The organism is Corynebacterium sp. c7Ub_26 (genome assembly GCF_053760365.1).
Map to the genome: position 1 here is coordinate 128329 of NZ_JBSNBL010000004.1, position 15640 is coordinate 143968.

24 protein-coding genes are annotated in these 15640 nt (G+C 60.6%); 11 read left to right on the forward strand and 13 right to left on the reverse strand.

Annotated elements, in window-relative coordinates; translation table 11 throughout:
* From ACWORE_RS07975 to ACWORE_RS07995, 5 genes are all read left to right on the forward strand, one after another.
* Positions 1-795 (forward strand): GNAT family N-acetyltransferase, encoded by a 795-nt coding sequence (locus ACWORE_RS07975; RefSeq protein WP_455303473.1) that lies wholly within the window; start codon positions 1-3, stop codon positions 793-795.
* 333 nt (positions 796-1128) lie between these two features.
* Complete coding sequence (locus tag ACWORE_RS07980; protein WP_455303567.1) at positions 1129-1713, forward strand: ABC transporter ATP-binding protein; 585 nt, start codon at positions 1129-1131, stop codon at positions 1711-1713.
* Positions 1714-1870: 157 nt separating this feature from the next.
* Positions 1871-2083 (forward strand): hypothetical protein, encoded by a 213-nt coding sequence (locus tag ACWORE_RS07985; RefSeq protein WP_455303475.1) that lies wholly within the window; start codon positions 1871-1873, stop codon positions 2081-2083.
* Positions 2080-2868: an ABC transporter permease gene (locus ACWORE_RS07990; protein ID WP_455303476.1), complete on the forward strand. Its 789-nt coding sequence runs from the start codon at positions 2080-2082 to the stop codon at positions 2866-2868. Before ACWORE_RS07985 ends, ACWORE_RS07990 begins: the two co-directional genes overlap by 4 nt.
* Positions 2861-3730 (forward strand): ABC transporter permease, encoded by an 870-nt coding sequence (locus ACWORE_RS07995; RefSeq protein ID WP_455303477.1) that lies wholly within the window; start codon positions 2861-2863, stop codon positions 3728-3730. Before ACWORE_RS07990 ends, ACWORE_RS07995 begins: the two co-directional genes overlap by 8 nt.
* An 88-nt stretch (positions 3731-3818) precedes the next feature.
* On the opposite strand, the gene ACWORE_RS08000 is transcribed toward ACWORE_RS07995, so the two are convergent.
* The 13 genes from ACWORE_RS08000 to rpsJ form a co-directional block, all read right to left on the reverse strand.
* A complete protein-coding gene (locus ACWORE_RS08000; RefSeq protein WP_455303478.1) occupies positions 3819-4346 on the reverse strand; it encodes a sugar phosphate isomerase/epimerase family protein in 528 nt (175 codons plus the stop codon).
* A 21-nt stretch (positions 4347-4367) separates the two neighbouring features.
* Positions 4368-4637 carry a hypothetical protein gene (locus ACWORE_RS08005; protein WP_406605121.1) on the reverse strand — a complete coding sequence of 90 codons (270 nt, stop codon included), beginning with the start codon at positions 4635-4637 and terminating at the stop codon, positions 4368-4370.
* Positions 4638-4901: 264 nt separating this feature from the next.
* On the reverse strand, positions 4902-5183 hold the full coding sequence (rpsQ, locus tag ACWORE_RS08010; RefSeq protein WP_012732435.1) for a 30S ribosomal protein S17: 282 nt from the start codon (positions 5181-5183) through the stop codon (positions 4902-4904).
* Positions 5183-5413 carry a 50S ribosomal protein L29 gene (gene rpmC / locus ACWORE_RS08015; protein WP_012732436.1) on the reverse strand — a complete coding sequence of 77 codons (231 nt, stop codon included), beginning with the start codon at positions 5411-5413 and terminating at the stop codon, positions 5183-5185. Before rpmC ends, rpsQ begins: the two co-directional genes overlap by 1 nt.
* Entirely contained in the window at positions 5413-5829 is a 417-nt protein-coding gene (rplP, locus tag ACWORE_RS08020; protein ID WP_012732437.1) for a 50S ribosomal protein L16, read from the reverse strand. The genes rpmC and rplP overlap by 1 nt, the downstream gene beginning before the upstream one ends.
* 2 nt (positions 5830-5831) lie before the next feature.
* Positions 5832-6581, reverse strand: a complete 750-nt coding sequence (rpsC, locus tag ACWORE_RS08025; protein ID WP_012732438.1) for a 30S ribosomal protein S3 — start codon at positions 6579-6581, stop codon at positions 5832-5834.
* Positions 6581-6943, reverse strand: a complete 363-nt coding sequence (gene rplV / locus ACWORE_RS08030; protein ID WP_204087562.1) for a 50S ribosomal protein L22 — start codon at positions 6941-6943, stop codon at positions 6581-6583. Before rplV ends, rpsC begins: the two co-directional genes overlap by 1 nt.
* A gap of 3 nt (positions 6944-6946) precedes the next feature.
* Entirely contained in the window at positions 6947-7225 is a 279-nt protein-coding gene (gene rpsS / locus ACWORE_RS08035) for a 30S ribosomal protein S19 (RefSeq protein ID WP_012732440.1), read from the reverse strand.
* A 16-nt stretch (positions 7226-7241) separates the two neighbouring features.
* Positions 7242-8084, reverse strand: coding sequence for a 50S ribosomal protein L2 (gene rplB, locus ACWORE_RS08040; RefSeq protein ID WP_204582740.1), 843 nt, complete (start codon positions 8082-8084; stop codon positions 7242-7244).
* Between the two features lie 22 nt (positions 8085-8106).
* The gene (gene rplW / locus ACWORE_RS08045) at positions 8107-8412 is read right to left on the reverse strand and encodes a 50S ribosomal protein L23 (RefSeq protein ID WP_296137765.1); all 306 of its coding nucleotides are present in this window, start codon (positions 8410-8412) and stop codon (positions 8107-8109) included.
* On the reverse strand, positions 8409-9068 hold the full coding sequence (rplD, locus tag ACWORE_RS08050) for a 50S ribosomal protein L4 (protein ID WP_296137763.1): 660 nt from the start codon (positions 9066-9068) through the stop codon (positions 8409-8411). Before rplD ends, rplW begins: the two co-directional genes overlap by 4 nt.
* The gene (gene rplC / locus ACWORE_RS08055) at positions 9065-9721 is read right to left on the reverse strand and encodes a 50S ribosomal protein L3 (protein WP_046202866.1); all 657 of its coding nucleotides are present in this window, start codon (positions 9719-9721) and stop codon (positions 9065-9067) included. Before rplC ends, rplD begins: the two co-directional genes overlap by 4 nt.
* A 26-nt stretch (positions 9722-9747) precedes the next feature.
* Positions 9748-10053 (reverse strand): 30S ribosomal protein S10, encoded by a 306-nt coding sequence (gene rpsJ, locus ACWORE_RS08060; RefSeq protein WP_046202865.1) that lies wholly within the window; start codon positions 10051-10053, stop codon positions 9748-9750.
* A gap of 1447 nt (positions 10054-11500) precedes the next feature.
* Here rpsJ and ACWORE_RS08065 point away from each other — a divergent pair.
* From ACWORE_RS08065 to ACWORE_RS08090, 6 genes are all read left to right on the forward strand, one after another.
* A complete protein-coding gene (locus ACWORE_RS08065) occupies positions 11501-11932 on the forward strand; it encodes an Asp23/Gls24 family envelope stress response protein (RefSeq protein ID WP_041629601.1) in 432 nt (143 codons plus the stop codon).
* A gap of 94 nt (positions 11933-12026) precedes the next feature.
* The gene (locus ACWORE_RS08070) at positions 12027-12491 is read left to right on the forward strand and encodes a hypothetical protein (protein ID WP_455303479.1); all 465 of its coding nucleotides are present in this window, start codon (positions 12027-12029) and stop codon (positions 12489-12491) included.
* Between the two features lie 112 nt (positions 12492-12603).
* On the forward strand, positions 12604-12792 hold the full coding sequence (locus ACWORE_RS08075; protein ID WP_012732449.1) for a DUF2273 domain-containing protein: 189 nt from the start codon (positions 12604-12606) through the stop codon (positions 12790-12792).
* Positions 12793-12794: 2 nt separating this feature from the next.
* Complete coding sequence (locus ACWORE_RS08080; protein WP_455303480.1) at positions 12795-14114, forward strand: hypothetical protein; 1320 nt, start codon at positions 12795-12797, stop codon at positions 14112-14114.
* Complete coding sequence (locus tag ACWORE_RS08085; protein ID WP_455303481.1) at positions 14114-14887, forward strand: hypothetical protein; 774 nt, start codon at positions 14114-14116, stop codon at positions 14885-14887. The genes ACWORE_RS08080 and ACWORE_RS08085 overlap by 1 nt, the downstream gene beginning before the upstream one ends.
* Positions 14884-15438, forward strand: a complete 555-nt coding sequence (locus ACWORE_RS08090; RefSeq protein ID WP_406605126.1) for an Asp23/Gls24 family envelope stress response protein — start codon at positions 14884-14886, stop codon at positions 15436-15438. The genes ACWORE_RS08085 and ACWORE_RS08090 overlap by 4 nt, the downstream gene beginning before the upstream one ends.
* Positions 15439-15640 lie beyond the last annotated feature (202 nt).

Below are 15640 nucleotides of genomic sequence, written 5' to 3' on the forward strand. Positions count from 1 at the left end.
ATGACCAACACTCCCGAAAGCCAACCCAACGCCCCTACTCACAACACCTCCACTCACACTATCGACGACACAACCGCCGGTAGAGGTGGCGCTGCTGACCGCTCTACGACGGGCTCATTGAGCGACGCCACCAGCCACGGTCCGTTCAACATCTCAGAGCAGGAGATTTACGAGCGTCTACATCGCCTACGTCGCGACGTACCGTCGTCGGCAATTCTCGACCAACCCCCACGCATCCCCGAACTAACCGGACGGCTAACCCTGCGGATGGCGGATCCCACCACCGAGGATCCAAAGACGGTGTCGCGGTGGATGAACCGGCCACACCTCGTCGAAACATGGGAGCAGCCGTGGCCCGCTGACCAGTGGAAACGGGATTGGGAGGCCAAGCTTTCTGGCACGTATTCGGTGCCGCTGATCATACTTCTCGACGGGGAGGAGTGCGGCTATATGGAGATCTACCGGCCGCACCGGGATGAGATTGGACGTGTGTACGACTCGCGATTTCATGACCTGGGGTTTCACGTTGCGGTGGGGGATGGGGCGAAGACCGGGCATGGGGTGTTCCCGCCGCTCCTGATGAATCTGTGCGATGAACTGATTGCCACCAACCCGCCGAGTGACCTTATTGTCGTGGAGCCCGATTACCGCAATGAGCGGCTGCCGCGGATCGCGCTCATGAATGACTGGGTTGACGGTGGTGAGCGGCAACAGCGCGCTGACCGGCGTGTTCATTTGCTGGGGTATGCAAAAACGGATGAGGCTCGGGAGCGGGTGCTGGCGGGCAAGGAGTAGGGGCTGTGGGGGGCGCGCCGAGCTGAAAGACTGGCGCAACCACCGTTCAACGGGGCGCTAATCCCCGTTTTTGTTCAATTTCTTAAGGGGTTTAATTATCGGGGCGTTTGAACTAGCATTGGCTTAACAGGTATTACTTCACCAGGCAGGTCAACCTATGTCGCCATCGCGTTCTCTTCATCCCAGAACAGCCGCACCTGAGGGCACTCAGTCACAGGGCGAACCCTCCGCACACGCTAACAGCAGCGACCTTGCTTTAGACGTGCGGGACTTCCACTGCCACCTCGGCAGCGGAAAAACAAGAAAGAAATCCTCAAAGGCATCACGCTCTCCATCCCGCGCGGGAAGGTACTCGCCGTCCTCGGGGCCAATGGCGCAGGTAAAACCACACTTATCAACGCGCTATCCACCCTCATTCCAATCAGCGGCGGCAGCGCCACAATCAACGGCCACGACGTCACCTCAGATCCCGCCAGAGTGCGAGCCTCTATCTCACTGACCGGCCAATACGCCGCCGTCGACAATATGCTCACCGGGCACGAAAACCTCACGTTCTTCGGAACGCTCGCGGGCCTTTCCATGCGCGAAGCCAAAGACAGGGCCACCGAACTGCTTACCCGGTTTGGCCTCGAACGAGCCGCCGACAGCCGCGTCGCCGACTACTCCGGCGGTATGCGTCGTCGATTAGATATTGCGTCGTCACTGACCGTGCAACCACCGCTGCTCTTCCTCGACGAACCCACGACCGGGCTCGACCCCGCCAGCCGCAACGACGTGTGGGACATGGTCCACCACCTGCAAGCCGACGGCACGTCCATCCTGCTGACCACCCAATATCTCGACGAAGCCGACCATCTGGCCGACCGGATCGTCGTGCTTTGGGGGCGGGCGAGTTCTGGACGAAGGGACCTCCGCTGAGCTCAAGTCGCGCTACGGGTCGTCAGCGGTGACCGTGACATTCCGTGCCCCTGAGCTGGCCGAACACTTCGCTGGCATTGCCACCGACAACGGGTTCACCGCCGCCCAGGAGAACACCATCGTCCGGCTTGACGCGCCCGACGGACACCGGTCGCTCGTGCGCGCGCTATCGCTCTGGGACGGTTCCGAGGACGACATCACCGACGCCGCGCTGATCCCGCTGACGCTCGAGGACGTGTACATGGCCATCGCGGACTCGGGCGATGTGGCACGTACGGATGCGCGGGGGGACAAGGTGGCGTCGGCGGACGGCGCGGCCCCGGCGAGTGCTCGGTCGGACGCCCACACCCCGGGAGGCGACCACCAATGAGCAGCGGAAACACGGGCCCGTCGATGAGCAGCTCAGCGGCGATCACGTCGGTGTGGTCACGCGACTTCAAACGCGTGATCCGCAATAAATCGGTGCTCCCCTCAATTTTTGTGATCACCGCGATCTTCATAGCCATCTTCTACGGCGCATTCTCGCGGGCCACCGACGGATTCGGCATTAGCTACGCCACATTCCTCCTCCCCGCGGGCGTCCTCCAAGGGCTCATCTTCACTGCCGGGGGTTCGTTGCTAGCCGTCGCCCAAGACGCCGAGGAAGGAATACACGCACGAATCCGCACTATGCCCGCACCTAACTGGTCGCTCGTCGCCGGCCGGCTACTTGCGGACCTCACTCGCGGCGCGATCTCCATCGTCCCCGTCATCGTTCTCACCGTCCTGATCGGCGCACGATTCCACGGAAGTGCCGTCGACCTGCTACTTCTTATCCTCCTGACGGTCGGTGCCGCAGTGTCCATCAGCGCGATTGCCGACGGCCTCTGCCTTCTGGCGCACCAGCCGGTCAGCACCTCGCTGGTGTTCCAGGGCCTAACGATTCCCATCGTGATGCTATCCACCGCGTTTGTGCCGGCAGTGGCGCTGCCCAGTGGCGTCCGCCCGGTCATTGAGCACCGACCACTCTCAACCATGGTCGAAACCGCTCGGCTACTCATCAACGGTGACTCCCCTGGCTCGACCGGTATCGAGGCACTCTGCTGGATCATCGTCTTCTTAGTCGCGGGAATTTACGGTTTTCTCGCAGCAATATCGAGGAAGTCCCATGTCTAACACACCTGCTGCCACCTATTCGTCGGCAACGTCTACCGCCCCGGCACCGTCCGCCACGAAGCCGTCCCCGCGACGAGTACACGCCAGTTGGGCCCACACGATGCGCCTCTTCCGACGCTTCGTCCGCACCCGCGCATCCCTACTAAGCACCATCTTCACCCCGATGCTCATGATCGTGTTCCAGTGGGCGCTGTTCGGCGACCTCATCGCCAAAGTCCAGGGGCTCGAGAAAATCGACCTGCTGCCCCTGTGCCTCATGCTCATCCTGGGGTCGCAGTGGCTCTACATCCCCGCCAATAGCGCAGAGATCGTGCGCGAACGCCAATCAGGAATCGTCGCGCGAGTGTCCACCAGTGCCAGCGGAATCCGGCCACTCATCGCCGGCGAGTGGCTGTTCAGTTTCCTGCGCACCATCCTCGCCAGCATCCCCGCACTCGTGGCCTCCTTCTTGTTTGGGATGCGGATCCACACCTGGTCGGCGGCCCTCTGGCTCGTCGTCGCCGTGATCGGCGGAGCAATATTCACAGCGACACTTGTCCTCGCCCTCGGATTCGGAGCGGCCAGCCCCGACGCCACCATGATCGTCACCCCACTCTTCATGGTCGCGCTGTTTCTCTCCGCGGGGTTCGTACCCGCGACCGCATTCGTCTCGGGCCTTCAATGGTTCGCGCGCAACAACCCGGTGACCCACGTCATCGAGGCCGAAATAGCGCTCAATGGAGGCGCGCTGGCCAACAATCTCTCGCTTACCGACGCCACCTCCACGATGACAATGTCCGGGATATGGTTCATCGGCGTGATGGTGGTGGCAGGACTACTCGCCGTGTTCGCAACAACCCGCCACTCGCGGAATACGGCGTAGCGAGGGGAATTGCTCACTCAGCGGTGACGGGTTCGGATCAGGCGCGACCGGGCAGCGGCGTTGTCGTTCGCGGCTCTAGGCGGCCCCTCTAATTCCACGCCCTAGTTCCGCGCTCTACGCTAACGAGTGCTTGGTACGCGTCGGCAGCCGCCGCTTCCGGATCGTCATGGTCGAGCGAATCGTTGAAGATCTCCAACGACACCGGCCCGCTGTACCCCACGTTGAGAGCCTTAGCCAGACATTCCTTCACGGGCAGATCGCCGTGCCCTGGCCATAGGCGATGGTGGCGTGACAGTTCCTTGACAGGCATGTCGAGGCGTGGGGCGTCGGCAAGCTGAACAAAGAACAGTTTGGAGGGATTTACTGAGTCGATCACCGACGGATCCTCGCCGAGAGCCAGCATGTGGAAACTATCCAGGCAGATACCAACATTGGGCAAATCCACGTGCCGAACGATGTCGTAGGGGTGGGCGAACGTGGAGACGAACCGCCCCCACGCCAGAGCCTCGAAGGCAACGCGCATGCCCTCGTCCGCCGCGAGTTTCCCGATCTGGCGAAGCTGGTCCACGCGGACCTCGTCGCTATCGACCGACGCGGAGTCCGTGTTGGAACACACCAGGATCGTGTTCGTGCCGAGCTACTTAGCGTGGGCCAGCGCAGTTTCGCACCGTCGGAGCCCGTGCTGGAACTCCTTGTCTTGGACGCTCAGAAGGCTCTTGACCGGCTGGTAGAGGTCACACGAAAGGCCCAATTCCTTCACCAACGACGTGATGTCGTTCAAGGTCATCAGGCTTTCTTCAATATGCGGTACGAAGAGTTCGACCCCGTCGAAGCCGGCTTTGGCGGCAGCGCGAAGTTTGACGTCGACGGTACCGGGAAGGCTAACGGTTGCGATGCTGAAATGCATGAGTTGTTGACTAATTCTCCTTGGTGATGTGACAGCGTGGTTGAACTAACAGCTTGTCTACGAGTCCATGCTAGGTCGGAAACCGCAGTCGGGTTGTCGGGGGAATTGGGGACACGAAGCCGCAAGCATGGGTGATACGACAGGAGCCGGTACACGGACACATTTTGTCGTATAACCCAAGCACACCCCGCCCAAAACACGAAAAACCGCGCCTGCATAACACAGACGCGGTGATACCCAGGGCAATATGCCCTTGCGGGAAGACTACTTAGCCTTCTCCAGGATTTCGACGAGACGGAAGTGCTTGTTCGCCGACAGCGGGCGGCACTCTTCGATGCGGACGCGGTCGCCCACGCCAGCGGTCTCGTTTTCGTCGTGCACCTTCACCTTGGAGGTGGTGCGGATGGTCTTGCCGTAAAGGGCGTGCTGGTTGCGGTCTTCGAGCTCAACCACGATGGTCTTCTGCATTTTGTCAGAGACGACGTAGCCGATGCGGACCTTCTGGATGCCCTTTTTCTTCTTGTCGTTCACGGTTGCCTCACTCATTACGCCTCATCTCCCGGAGCGCTGGACAGGCCCAGTTCGCGTTCGCGGATGACGGTGTGGATGCGAGCGATATCGCGCTTCACCGTTCCGAGGCGGCGGTTGTTGGTCAGCTGGCCAGTTGCGTTCTGGAAGCGAAGGTTGAACAGTTCTTCCTTCGCCTCGTGGAGGCGCGTGGTGAGTTCTTCAGCAGAGAGCTCACGGAGCTCATGGGCCGGTGTTCCGGTAGCCATTAGAACTGGTCCTCCTTCTTGACGATGCGTACCTTGCACGGGAGCTTCGCACCTGCGCGACGGAGTGCCTCAAGGGCAACCTCTTCGCTGGGGTAGCTCATTTCGAACAAGATGCGGCCTGGCTTGACGTTGGCAATCCACTTTTCGACGGGGCCTTTACCGGAACCCATGCGCACACCGAGTGGCTTCTGGGTCAGGGGGCGATCCGGGAAAATGTTGATCCATACCTTGCCACCACGCTTGACGTGGCGGTTGATAGCGATACGGGCTGCCTCGATCTGGCGGTTGGTGATGTAGGCGGGCTCGAGGGCCTGAACACCGTAATCACCGAAGGTCACGCGGTTGCCACCTTTCGACACACCACGTCGAGTGGGCCGGTGCTGGCGGCGGTACTTAACGCGCTTAGGGATAAGCATGTTTAGCCCTCCTGCTTCTGCTCTGCGGCGCGGCGACGACGTCCGCCACCACGACGCGGGCGGTCGTTGCGGCCACGGCGGCTGCCACGATCGTCGCGAGCGTTGATCAAGCTTTCACGGCGCCCACCGACAACGTCACCCTTGTAGATCCACACCTTGACGCCGATGCGTCCGAAGGTGGTGTGGGCTTCGAAGGTTCCGTAGTCGATCTCGGCGCGCAGGGTGTGCAGTGGAACGCGTCCCTCGTGGTAGCGCTCGGTGCGGCCCATTTCGGCACCACCCAGGCGGCCGGAGCACACAACCTTGATGCCCTTGACCTGCGGCTGGCGCATTGCGCCCTGGATGGCTTTACGCATGGCGCGACGGAACGCGACACGGTTGGACAGCTGCTCAGCGATGGACTGCGCAACCAACTGTGCGGAGGCGTCCACATTCTTGACTTCAAGAATGTTCAGCTGAACCTGCTTGCCGGTGAGCTTTTCCAGCTTCCCGCGGATGCGGTCAGCTTCGGCTCCACGGCGGCCGATCACGATACCGGGCCGCGCGGTGTGGATGTCTACACGGACGCGGTCACGGGTGCGCTCGATGACAACATCGGCGATGCCGGCGCGCTCGAGTCCCTTGGACAGGAAGTCGCGGATCTTGATGTCTTCAGCGAGGTAATCGGCGTACTGCTTGTCGGCGTACCAGCGTGAGCGCCACTCAGAGGTGATTCCCAGCCGGAGGCCGTAGGGGTGAATTTTCTGTCCCACTACTGAGCACTTCCCTTCTGGCTTTCGACGACCACGGTGATGTGGCTGGTGCGCTTGCGGACATGGAATGCGCGTCCTTGTGCGCGTGGGCGGAAACGCCGCATGGTTGGTCCTTCGTCGGCCCAAGCCTGCGAGATGACGAGGCTGTTCCGGTCCAGGCCGAAGTTGTTTTCCGCGTTCGCTGCGGCGGAGGCCACAACTTTGTACACCGGTTCGGAGGCCGACTGGGGAGCGTACTTGAGGATGTCAAGTGCTTCCTCAACGGACTTTCCGCGCACGGTGTCGATAACGCGGCGAGCCTTCATCGGGGTGACGCGGACGTAGCGGGCGGTGGCGCGTGCTGACGTTACGGTATCAGCCATTGCTTATCGACGTCCCTTCTTATCGTCCTTGACGTGACCCTTGAAGGTCTTGGTTGGGGCGAATTCGCCGAGCTTGTGGCCCACCATGGAGTCGTCGATGAACACCGGCACGTGCTTGCGTCCGTCGTGGACGGCGAAGGTGTGGCCGATGAAATCGGGAAGGATGGTGGAACGGCGAGACCATGTCTTGATGACTTGTTTGGTGCCCTTGTCGTTCTGTGCGTCCACCTTCGAAAGGAGGTGTTCGTCGACGAAGGGGCCTTTCTTGAGGCTACGTGGCATTCTCAACTACCTCCTTTTAGCGCTTCTTGTTCTTGTTACTGCGGCGGCGGCGCACGATCAGGCCATCGCTCGGGCGGTTTGGCTTGCGGGTACGTCCCTCTGGCTGGCCCCACGGGGAAACCGGGTGGCGTCCACCGGAGGACTTGCCCTCGCCACCACCGTGCGGGTGGTCGACGGGGTTCATGACGACACCGCGGACGGTCGGGCGGACGCCCTTCCAGCGCATACGGCCGGCCTTACCCCAGCGGATGTTGATCTGGTCAGCGTTTCCGACCTCACCGACGGTGGCGCGGCAGCGCGCGTCAACGCGACGGATTTCGGAGGACGGCATACGCAGGATGGCGTACTTGCCTTCCTTACCCAGCAGCTGAATGGAGGAACCAGCGGAGCGGGCGAGCTTGGCGCCGCCACCCGGCTTGAGCTCCACAGCGTGGATGGTTGTACCGGTCGGGATGTTGCGCAGCGGCAGGTTGTTACCCACCTTGATGTCAGCGTTGGCGCCGGACTCAACAACGGTGCCCTGCTTCAGGTTGCGAGGCGCGATGATGTAGCGCTTCTCACCGTCGAAGTAGTGCAGCAGCGCGATGTTGGCCGTGCGGTTCGGGTCGTACTCGATGTGAGCGACCTTGGCTGGCACACCGTCTTTGTCGTTACGACGGAAGTCGATCAGACGGTACTGGCGTTTGTGTCCACCGCCCTTGTGGCGTGTGGTGATGTGGCCGTGTACGTTGCGGCCACCGGTCTTGTGCAGCGGGCGCAGCAGAGACTTCTCAGGGGTAGAGCGAGTGAGCTCATCGAACCCGGAGACAGAGCTCTGGCGGCGACCCGGCGTAGTCGGCTTGTATTTACGAATAGCCATGACTTAGTCCTAACTGTCCGCCTTAGGAGGCAGAACCGCCGAAGATGTCGATGGGATCACTACCGGCTGCCAGCGTCACCATTGCGCGCTTGGTTGCCTTGCGACGGCCGTAGCCGAAGCGGGTGCGCTTGGTCTTGCCCTCACGGTTGAGGGTGTTGACGCTGGAAACCTTCACGCCGAAGATCTTTTCCACGGCGATCTTGATCTGTGTCTTGTTGGAGTCCGGGCGGACGAGGAAGGTGTAAGTGCCTTGCTCCATCAGGCCGTAGGACTTCTCGGAGACAACCGGTGCGATGATGATGTCGCGGGGGTTATTTAAGTCGCTCACTTGCTCTCCTCCTTCGTCTCGGCGCCGGTAGCGCGCTCAATGAAGGCGTTGAGGGCCTCGACAGAGAACACGAGGTCGTCCGAGTTGAGGACGTCGTAGGTGTTCAGCTGGTCGCTCGGCAAGATGTGAACGTTCGGAAGGTTACGTGCACTCTTGATGGAGTTGACGTCCTCGCGACCGAGCACAACGAGTACCGACTTGCGGTCTGTGAGGCGCTCGATGAAAGAACGAGCGGCTTTCGTTGAGGGGGTCTGTCCTGGGACAAGGTCCTCGACCACGTGAATGCGGTCGTGACGAGCCCGGTCGGACAGAGCGCCGCGCAGTGCGGCTGCCTTCATTTTCTTAGGCGTGCGCTGATCGTAGTCACGCGGCTGCGGACCGTGAACAGTGCCACCGCCGGTGAACTGGGGCGCACGGATGGACCCTTGGCGGGCACGACCCGTTCCCTTCTGACGGTAGGGCTTGCGGCCACCACCGCGGACCTGGCCGCGGGTCTTGGTGGCGTGGGTGCCCTGCCGACGTGCTGCCAACTGTGCGGTGACAACTTGGTGCAGCAGCGGGGTGCTGACCTCGACGTCGAACACGGACGACGGCAGCTCAACGGTGCCGTTGGTCGATCCGTCAGCGGTGTGGACATCTAGCGTTAGATTGCTCATGCGTGTGCACCGCCCTTCACTGCGGTCTTGACGGTAACGAGGCCACCACGGATGCCGGGAACTGCGCCCTTGATGAGCAGCAGGTTCGAGTCAGCATCCACCTTGAACAGCTTGAGGTTCTGTGTGGTGACGCGGTTATTACCCATGCGGCCAGCCATGCGGGTGCCCTTGAAGACGCGGCCCGGGGTGGCGCAGGCGCCGATGCCACCGACGCGGCGGTGGGCAGCCTGGTTACCGTGGGCAGCGCCCTGGCCGGCGAAGCCGTGGCGCTTCATTGCGCCGGCGAAGCCGTGGCCGCGGGTGGTGCCGGTGACGTCGACAAACTTGACATCGCCGAAAAGCTCGACGGTGACGTCCTGTCCGACTTCGTAGTCGGAGACGTCATCCATGCGGATTTCGGTGACGTAGCGACGTGGTGTCACTCCGGCTTTTGCGAAGTGGCCGCTTTGTGGCTTGTTTACTTTACGGGGGTCAATATCGCCATAGGCGATCTGGATGGCGCTGTAGCCATCCTTTTCTTCGGTGCGAATCTGGGTCACGACGCACGGCCCTGCTTCGACGACGGTGACCGGCACAACGCGGTTGTCTTCGTCGAAGACCTGGGTCATGCCGAGCTTGGTGCCCAGAATGCCCTTGATCTGATTTTCACTCATTGATTCTTCTCCGCTACGGTCCAGGCTCACTGAATGTTCACGTCGACGCTTGCCGGAAGGTCGATGCGCATAAGTGCGTCAACGGTCTTCGGGGTGGGGTCGATGATGTCGATCAGGCGCTTGTGCGTGCGCATCTCGAAGTGCTCACGCGAGTCCTTATATTTGTGCGGAGAACGAATAACACAGTAAACGTTCTTTTCTGTCGGCAGCGGTACCGGGCCAACTACAGTTGCGCCGGTACGAGTGACCGTCTCCACGATCTTGCGCGCCGAGGCATCAATTGCCTCGTGGTCGTAGGCCTTGAGCCTAATGCGGATTTTTTGTCCCGCCACGCTTGTCCTCATTCCTAGCATCAATCCTTCCTGGTGCAGCGTGTACTGCGTCATTCCGGATCTGCTTGTCTTTACTTACATTGTCCGTCAGCGCTGACGCCCGCTTGGAAGCCGGCACAGTGCCAGTATGTGCATGTGATGACGATCCCCCCACTGAGCGGTGCGAACGCACGGCTACACGTGACTCGCTCCGTCGCTATTCACGCTGACCGGCATGTCTCTATGCGGTGACCACGTGAGGATCAGGATCGGATCAATGCAGGGAAAGAGGCTCCGCTACCCGCTTTTCATCAATATTGTCGACGAATGGGCTGCGGTCTTTTTCCTACTGCCGCTGTGTATTTGCCATGCTCCCGGCTCGGTTCTGTGGAGGGCGTGTCGCCTTCTCATCTAGTCAGCACCGCGGTCTTATCCCGCCGGTTACGCTTCCTCAGATTCTCTACGACATCACATGTTGTCGTAGTAGCGGGCCGTGAGGCCCAAGCGAATCCGAGCGCACTACGGAGGAGTTTGACCACCGTGGATCATGCTCACTTCACCAGCGATGCCTTACCGGTCATCGGTAGTTTCCTTCGCTCTGCGCCGTGACACACGCTAGCTGACATACGTCGATAGTTCGTATGTCAGGCTATTGCGTGGTTTTCACTGCAGACGATGGACTTTCCGGTGTTGCGGGGTGCATCGTGTTAAAGCAACCCGAGTATTAAAACACGTTTACGGACCATGCGCAAACTCTCTTTTCCCAGGCGGGAAAAACATAATCACAGATAGAGCTCTGTGCGTTTAGCTGACAATCAGCGTCAAAAAGTCTGGTCGTGGCGACGCTTTTCACGCGGTCCGCTGTCAGCGGGTTATAAGACAAACGGGTTTTACGACAAAAATGTGACCGGGTGCCGGCTCCTCGTTCCGTGCGTCGGCGCTTCGCACCGCCTTCTGTCGTATTACCCATGCCACCGCCACCACGCTGCCCTCGCGGACGTGAAGCGTCGGCAATAAGAACGCGGCTCAACGTCGGCCATAATCGCCGGCTATATTCGTCGGCCAAAACCACCCAGACCAACGTCGGCAATAGTCCCGCTCTACCTTCGGGAGGGCCTTATCAATAAGGGGATCAGCACGGGCGCTGCAAAAGTTGGGAAAGAAATTAAATAACGTTCCGATTACAACTGCAGGTTCGAAGCTATTTTGTCGTTCCGCGGGGCCGAACTTCGCTAGAAAATCTACGTTTTGGCTGGACACGGCACAAAAACATATTTATACTAACAACGTTGAGGTGATCTCGATAGGCAAACTAAGGCTTAGTACTTTTTCAGTACTTTTCGCCCGATCACCCCATCTTGTTAGAAACTAACCATCCTTTAAGGAGATTTTCGTGAGCGAATCGTCCAACAAACAGAACAACGGCAGCAAGGGCTCCAAGGATCTCGCTAAGTCACAGTCCTCATCCGTGGCTCAAAGCGACAACTCCTCCGCCCTCCAGACCGAGCACGGTCAGACCGTCGTTGCCGACACAGTTGTCTCCAAGATCGCCGGCATGGCAGCCCGCGAAGTTTCCGGCGTTCACGACCTCGGTGGTGGCACCGCCCGTATGGTCGGCGCACTGCGTGAGCGCATCCCGGGTGGCCGCGTCAACGTCCAGCAGGGCATTTCGGTAGAGGTCGGCGACCGCCAGGCAGCCGTCGACATCTCCATCGTCGCTGAGTACGGTGTTGCCATCCACGAGCTCGCAGAGGCCATCCGCAAGAACATCATCGTTTCCGTCGAAGCCATGACCGGCCTCGAGGTCACCGAAGTCAACGTCACCGTTCACGACGTCCACCTGGACATCGATGACGACGACGAGGACGACGACGAGCAAGAGCAGCCCCGCGTCCAGTAGGAATCGCTACTGACCTTTTATGGATGCTCCGGTATAGGTAGCAGCCGTACACGCGCAGGCAAAAAAGTGCAGACATAGCAATGGAAAGGATCCTGTGAGCACTTCCCGCTCCTCACGACAAGCCCACCGCACGTCCGCTGGCTCACGCGAGGGCAAGGATTACACGCAGGATCCCGCCTATATATCGCAACGTCGCACACTGATCCGTCGCTATCACCCCGATCGCGGCGGAGATGCACAGGTGTTCATCCGTAAACTCGACGAACTCGACCGCGAATGGGCGGATCGGTACGCTCCCACTCCTCGTCCTACGACGTCGATGGGGGCGAACTGGGATCGAGCACAAGATATCGCCCGTCGACACACCGATGCCGACGGCCATCTTGATGCTGGAGCTGCAGCCGCAGCGGCGGTGGCGGTCTCCGCACCCACCGCTCGACGCTTGGTCAAGCGCATTCGTCGGGTGACTCGACGGACAACACGCGCGGTACGGACTCACCTGCCGAAAGGTATGCCAGGCGCGGTGAGGTACGCCTCCACTAGTACGCGACCCCGGTAACCCCGGCTATTCGGTTGCACTGGCCCGGTAGCACTCCACAGAAGGCGCAGATTGCGAGTCCACCCAACCCTCCTATCCTTCATGGAAGGATCTTCACCAGGAAGGTGAAATCATGAAATACGCAACTCCCATTGGTGTCGTCGTCGGCTTCATGCTGGCGCTCGCCATCATGCTCCAGGGATTTTCCGGCTTCCTCCTTGTGCTCGTATTCTGCGCTATCGGAGGCCTAGCCGGAGCACAATATGACGGTCTCATAGACCTGCGTTCGCTGCTTCGTAGTGGCGGACGAGGCAGGGGCTAAATATGCCTCAACCCTCCACAGTTATCTCCGAGAAAGCCGTGGGCCGGATTGTTGAGCAAGCACTAGCATCCGTTCCCGGGTGCATCCATCACGCAAGTGGACTGGACAAAGTCACGGGGCGCGAACTCCCCCGCTGGGAGATCGACCTCGACTCCGAGAACCGCGCCATGTCCATCGTGGCGCAAATCGCCGTTCGGTGGCCGTCGCCGGTCACGGAAGTTGCCGCCTCCGCGCGGCAAGCGCTGCACTCCTGGGTCGAGCGATACACGGACATTCCCGTTATCAAAGCCGACGTGGCCGTCGCAGCGGTTGTTCCGGGTGACGTTGATAACGCCCAGCCGACGCGCGTGACCTCTGAGGACATTGCGGCACGCCAACACGAGCCCGACATTGAGGCCGTGACGGCGTCGCCACTAGAGACGCGGGAAGTCACGACGAACAGGCAGGTGACGTCGCTTCTTCATCCGAAGCCGTTTGGCGATGTCACTCTCACGCCCGTGCACGTCAACCGGACTGCTACCGAGCTCATCCATCCGCAGCACACGCGGATCGAACCGTTCAAAGACGTCGTTGCGCATCGCACGCCGGTTATGCCGGTGCCGCCGGTGCACACGCGGAAGGAACTGACTCCTATCTCGGTGAACAGCACCGATGTTCAGTCTCCGGTGACGCCTGAGCCGATTAGGCCCACTATCTATCCGTCGGTTGATCGCACACCCGTTGTGCATGTGGATACCTCCGCTAAGCCACGGAAGACCGAGCGCATTGTTACGCATTCGCGCCCGGTGGAGCCTCCGCTGACTCCGACGCCGATCACGCCGAGCATCACTCCGACCGCGAAGCGCATTCCGGTCACGCACTTGGTGGGAGAGATCGGGCCTCGACGCACCGACCCCATCGTGGTGGAGTCCATGCCCGTGGAATCGATTCGCGCGTACCCGCTGAAGCCGTCCCCGGTCACCGTCGATAAGACCGAGGTCACCCACCCGAAGCCCCCCGAAACGCCTGTTGACCAGCACAAGGTCATGCAGGAATTGGAGGACGACGAAAAGCAGGCTGTTGCTCATGCTCGTGCGGGCTGGCCGCAGCCATTCGCGGAGTCCGATGCGACGAAGAAGCGGAAGGCTAAGGAAGCCGAGCGGGCTGCCCGGGTGCAGCGACGTCGTGAGCGCGACGCGCGGAAGATCCGGACGGTTGTGTCTCCCGGGACGGTGTATCCGTCGACAGTCGACATGCCCGGGGGCAAAGCGCCTAGCTCGGACCGGAGCATTCCGGCCTTGCGACGCGACGCTGACGATGGTTCGAGGAAGGGACAGAAGTAATGGCTAAACACCAACTGAAACCCGAACACGAACCGACACCTGGCAACGCCCAGGCCGGAATTGGCCAGTCTCGGGCCGACAACCCTGCCGGAAAAGCGGCGAAGGCCGCGAGCGGGAATGGTGCCGCGTCCGGGAAGGCCGAAACGAAGGCCGACGCACGGAACGCTGAACCGACCAAGGCCACTACGACGCCTGACAGCCACAAGCAGAGCGCAACTCCTAGCTGGAAGAAGCTGAGCTTCCGCCCGGCGAAGGAACCTCGGAAGTCGCCGAGGGCGCGCGGCTGGATGTTCATCCTTGGGCTGGTCTTCCTCGCCGGTGATGCCGTCGGAATCCGCGAACTCCTTCTGGAAACCGACACGATCAGTGGACCGTCGTGGTTACAACCGATCATCGATTGGCTCAGCCACGCTCACTGGGTTCAGATGTTCCTGATCATCGCCGTTATTGCGCTGATACTGGGCCTCATCATTCTCATTGCTAGCCTTCGTCCGCGAACCAAGACGCACATCTTGATCGACAACGAAGCTTCCTTGTGGATGCGCCCGGTGGACGTTGCCCGCGCCTGCAGCGCTCGTGCGAAAGACCAGCGTGGCGTGCTCAATGCCACCACCGTGGCAACTGCGAAGCGCGTCACTGTCACTGTCACCGGCGATCCGGACGACCCCGGTCTGTCCGACCGCGTGCACAAGGCATGTCGCCCCGTCGTTCAAGCGGTGTCTTCACAGCCGGATCTCAAGGTTCGACTTGCCCGACCAAGGAGTGATCAATGAGCCACGGAAAGTCAATATTCCTCCGGATCATTATGATCCTGGTCGCCGCCATCCTCATCGCAGGCGGTCTATGGGGCATCGGCCTAGCCTTGCACCTCACTCCAGCCGAAAAGCTCGGTGAGTACGCAGACACCAGCTTTTGGGGCACGCTGACTGATAAGTCCTGGTACCCGACGGTTCTCGGTGTGGCGTCGGCAATCCTGATTCTTCTTGGCCTCTGGTTCTGGTGGTTGATTATTGATCGCCGCCGCGTCACCAAGGTCGAAGCAAAAGAATCTGCCGACAACGGACGGGTCACCGTTCGGCTGGACGACATCGCGTCCGCTGTGTCGCAGGATCTCACCCGTTACGACGGTATTGCGGACTGCAAATACCGCTCTGAGGTGGACCGTGGGCAGAAGGTGCTGACGATGACGTTGCGGTGCGACCCACATGCCGATCTGGACTATGTGCGGGGCGAGTGCCGCCAAGCAGCGTCGGATATCGTGTCGGCGCTCCCCCAGGAAGATGTGGATACGCGATTCCTCATCCATCTGGATAAAGCGAGCTAGCGTCGCCTGACGTGCTGTTCGGGCTTATTCGGCCCCGGGCACACGGGTTTCGACGTAAGGCCGGCTGAACCACTTACTTGGTAGGTGGTTCAGCCGGTTTTTTCATGGGTGCGGTACCAACGTCGGCAATAAATGCGCATTTAATATGTGAGTTATTTCTCTCCCCGCTACCACGGGTTTTCCTCACCACCGTGGAACAATA

Excerpts from the sequence above, each read along its gene's own strand:
- ACWORE_RS07975 (WP_455303473.1), top strand. The coding sequence starts at position 1 with ATGACCAACACTCCCGAAAGCCAACCCAACGCCCCTACTCACAACACC.
- ACWORE_RS07990 (WP_455303476.1), top strand. The coding sequence starts at position 2,080 with ATGAGCAGCGGAAACACGGGCCCGTCGATGAGCAGCTCAGCGGCGATC.
- ACWORE_RS07995 (WP_455303477.1), top strand. The coding sequence starts at position 2,861 with ATGTCTAACACACCTGCTGCCACCTATTCGTCGGCAACGTCTACCGCC.
- ACWORE_RS08005 (WP_406605121.1), bottom strand. The coding sequence starts at position 4,637 with ATGCATTTCAGCATCGCAACCGTTAGCCTTCCCGGTACCGTCGACGTC.
- rpsQ (WP_012732435.1), bottom strand. The coding sequence starts at position 5,183 with ATGAGTGAGGCAACCGTGAACGACAAGAAGAAAAAGGGCATCCAGAAG.
- rpmC (WP_012732436.1), bottom strand. The coding sequence starts at position 5,413 with ATGGCTACCGGAACACCGGCCCATGAGCTCCGTGAGCTCTCTGCTGAA.
- rplP (WP_012732437.1), bottom strand. The coding sequence starts at position 5,829 with ATGCTTATCCCTAAGCGCGTTAAGTACCGCCGCCAGCACCGGCCCACT.
- rplV (WP_204087562.1), bottom strand. The coding sequence starts at position 6,943 with ATGGCTGATACCGTAACGTCAGCACGCGCCACCGCCCGCTACGTCCGC.
- rpsS (WP_012732440.1), bottom strand. The coding sequence starts at position 7,225 with ATGCCACGTAGCCTCAAGAAAGGCCCCTTCGTCGACGAACACCTCCTT.
- rplB (WP_204582740.1), bottom strand. The coding sequence starts at position 8,084 with ATGGCTATTCGTAAATACAAGCCGACTACGCCGGGTCGCCGCCAGAGC.
- rplD (WP_296137763.1), bottom strand. The coding sequence starts at position 9,068 with ATGAGCAATCTAACGCTAGATGTCCACACCGCTGACGGATCGACCAAC.
- rplC (WP_046202866.1), bottom strand. The coding sequence starts at position 9,721 with ATGAGTGAAAATCAGATCAAGGGCATTCTGGGCACCAAGCTCGGCATG.
- ACWORE_RS08075 (WP_012732449.1), top strand. The coding sequence starts at position 12,604 with ATGAAATACGCAACTCCCATTGGTGTCGTCGTCGGCTTCATGCTGGCG.
- ACWORE_RS08080 (WP_455303480.1), top strand. The coding sequence starts at position 12,795 with ATGCCTCAACCCTCCACAGTTATCTCCGAGAAAGCCGTGGGCCGGATT.
- ACWORE_RS08085 (WP_455303481.1), top strand. The coding sequence starts at position 14,114 with ATGGCTAAACACCAACTGAAACCCGAACACGAACCGACACCTGGCAAC.
- ACWORE_RS08090 (WP_406605126.1), top strand. The coding sequence starts at position 14,884 with ATGAGCCACGGAAAGTCAATATTCCTCCGGATCATTATGATCCTGGTC.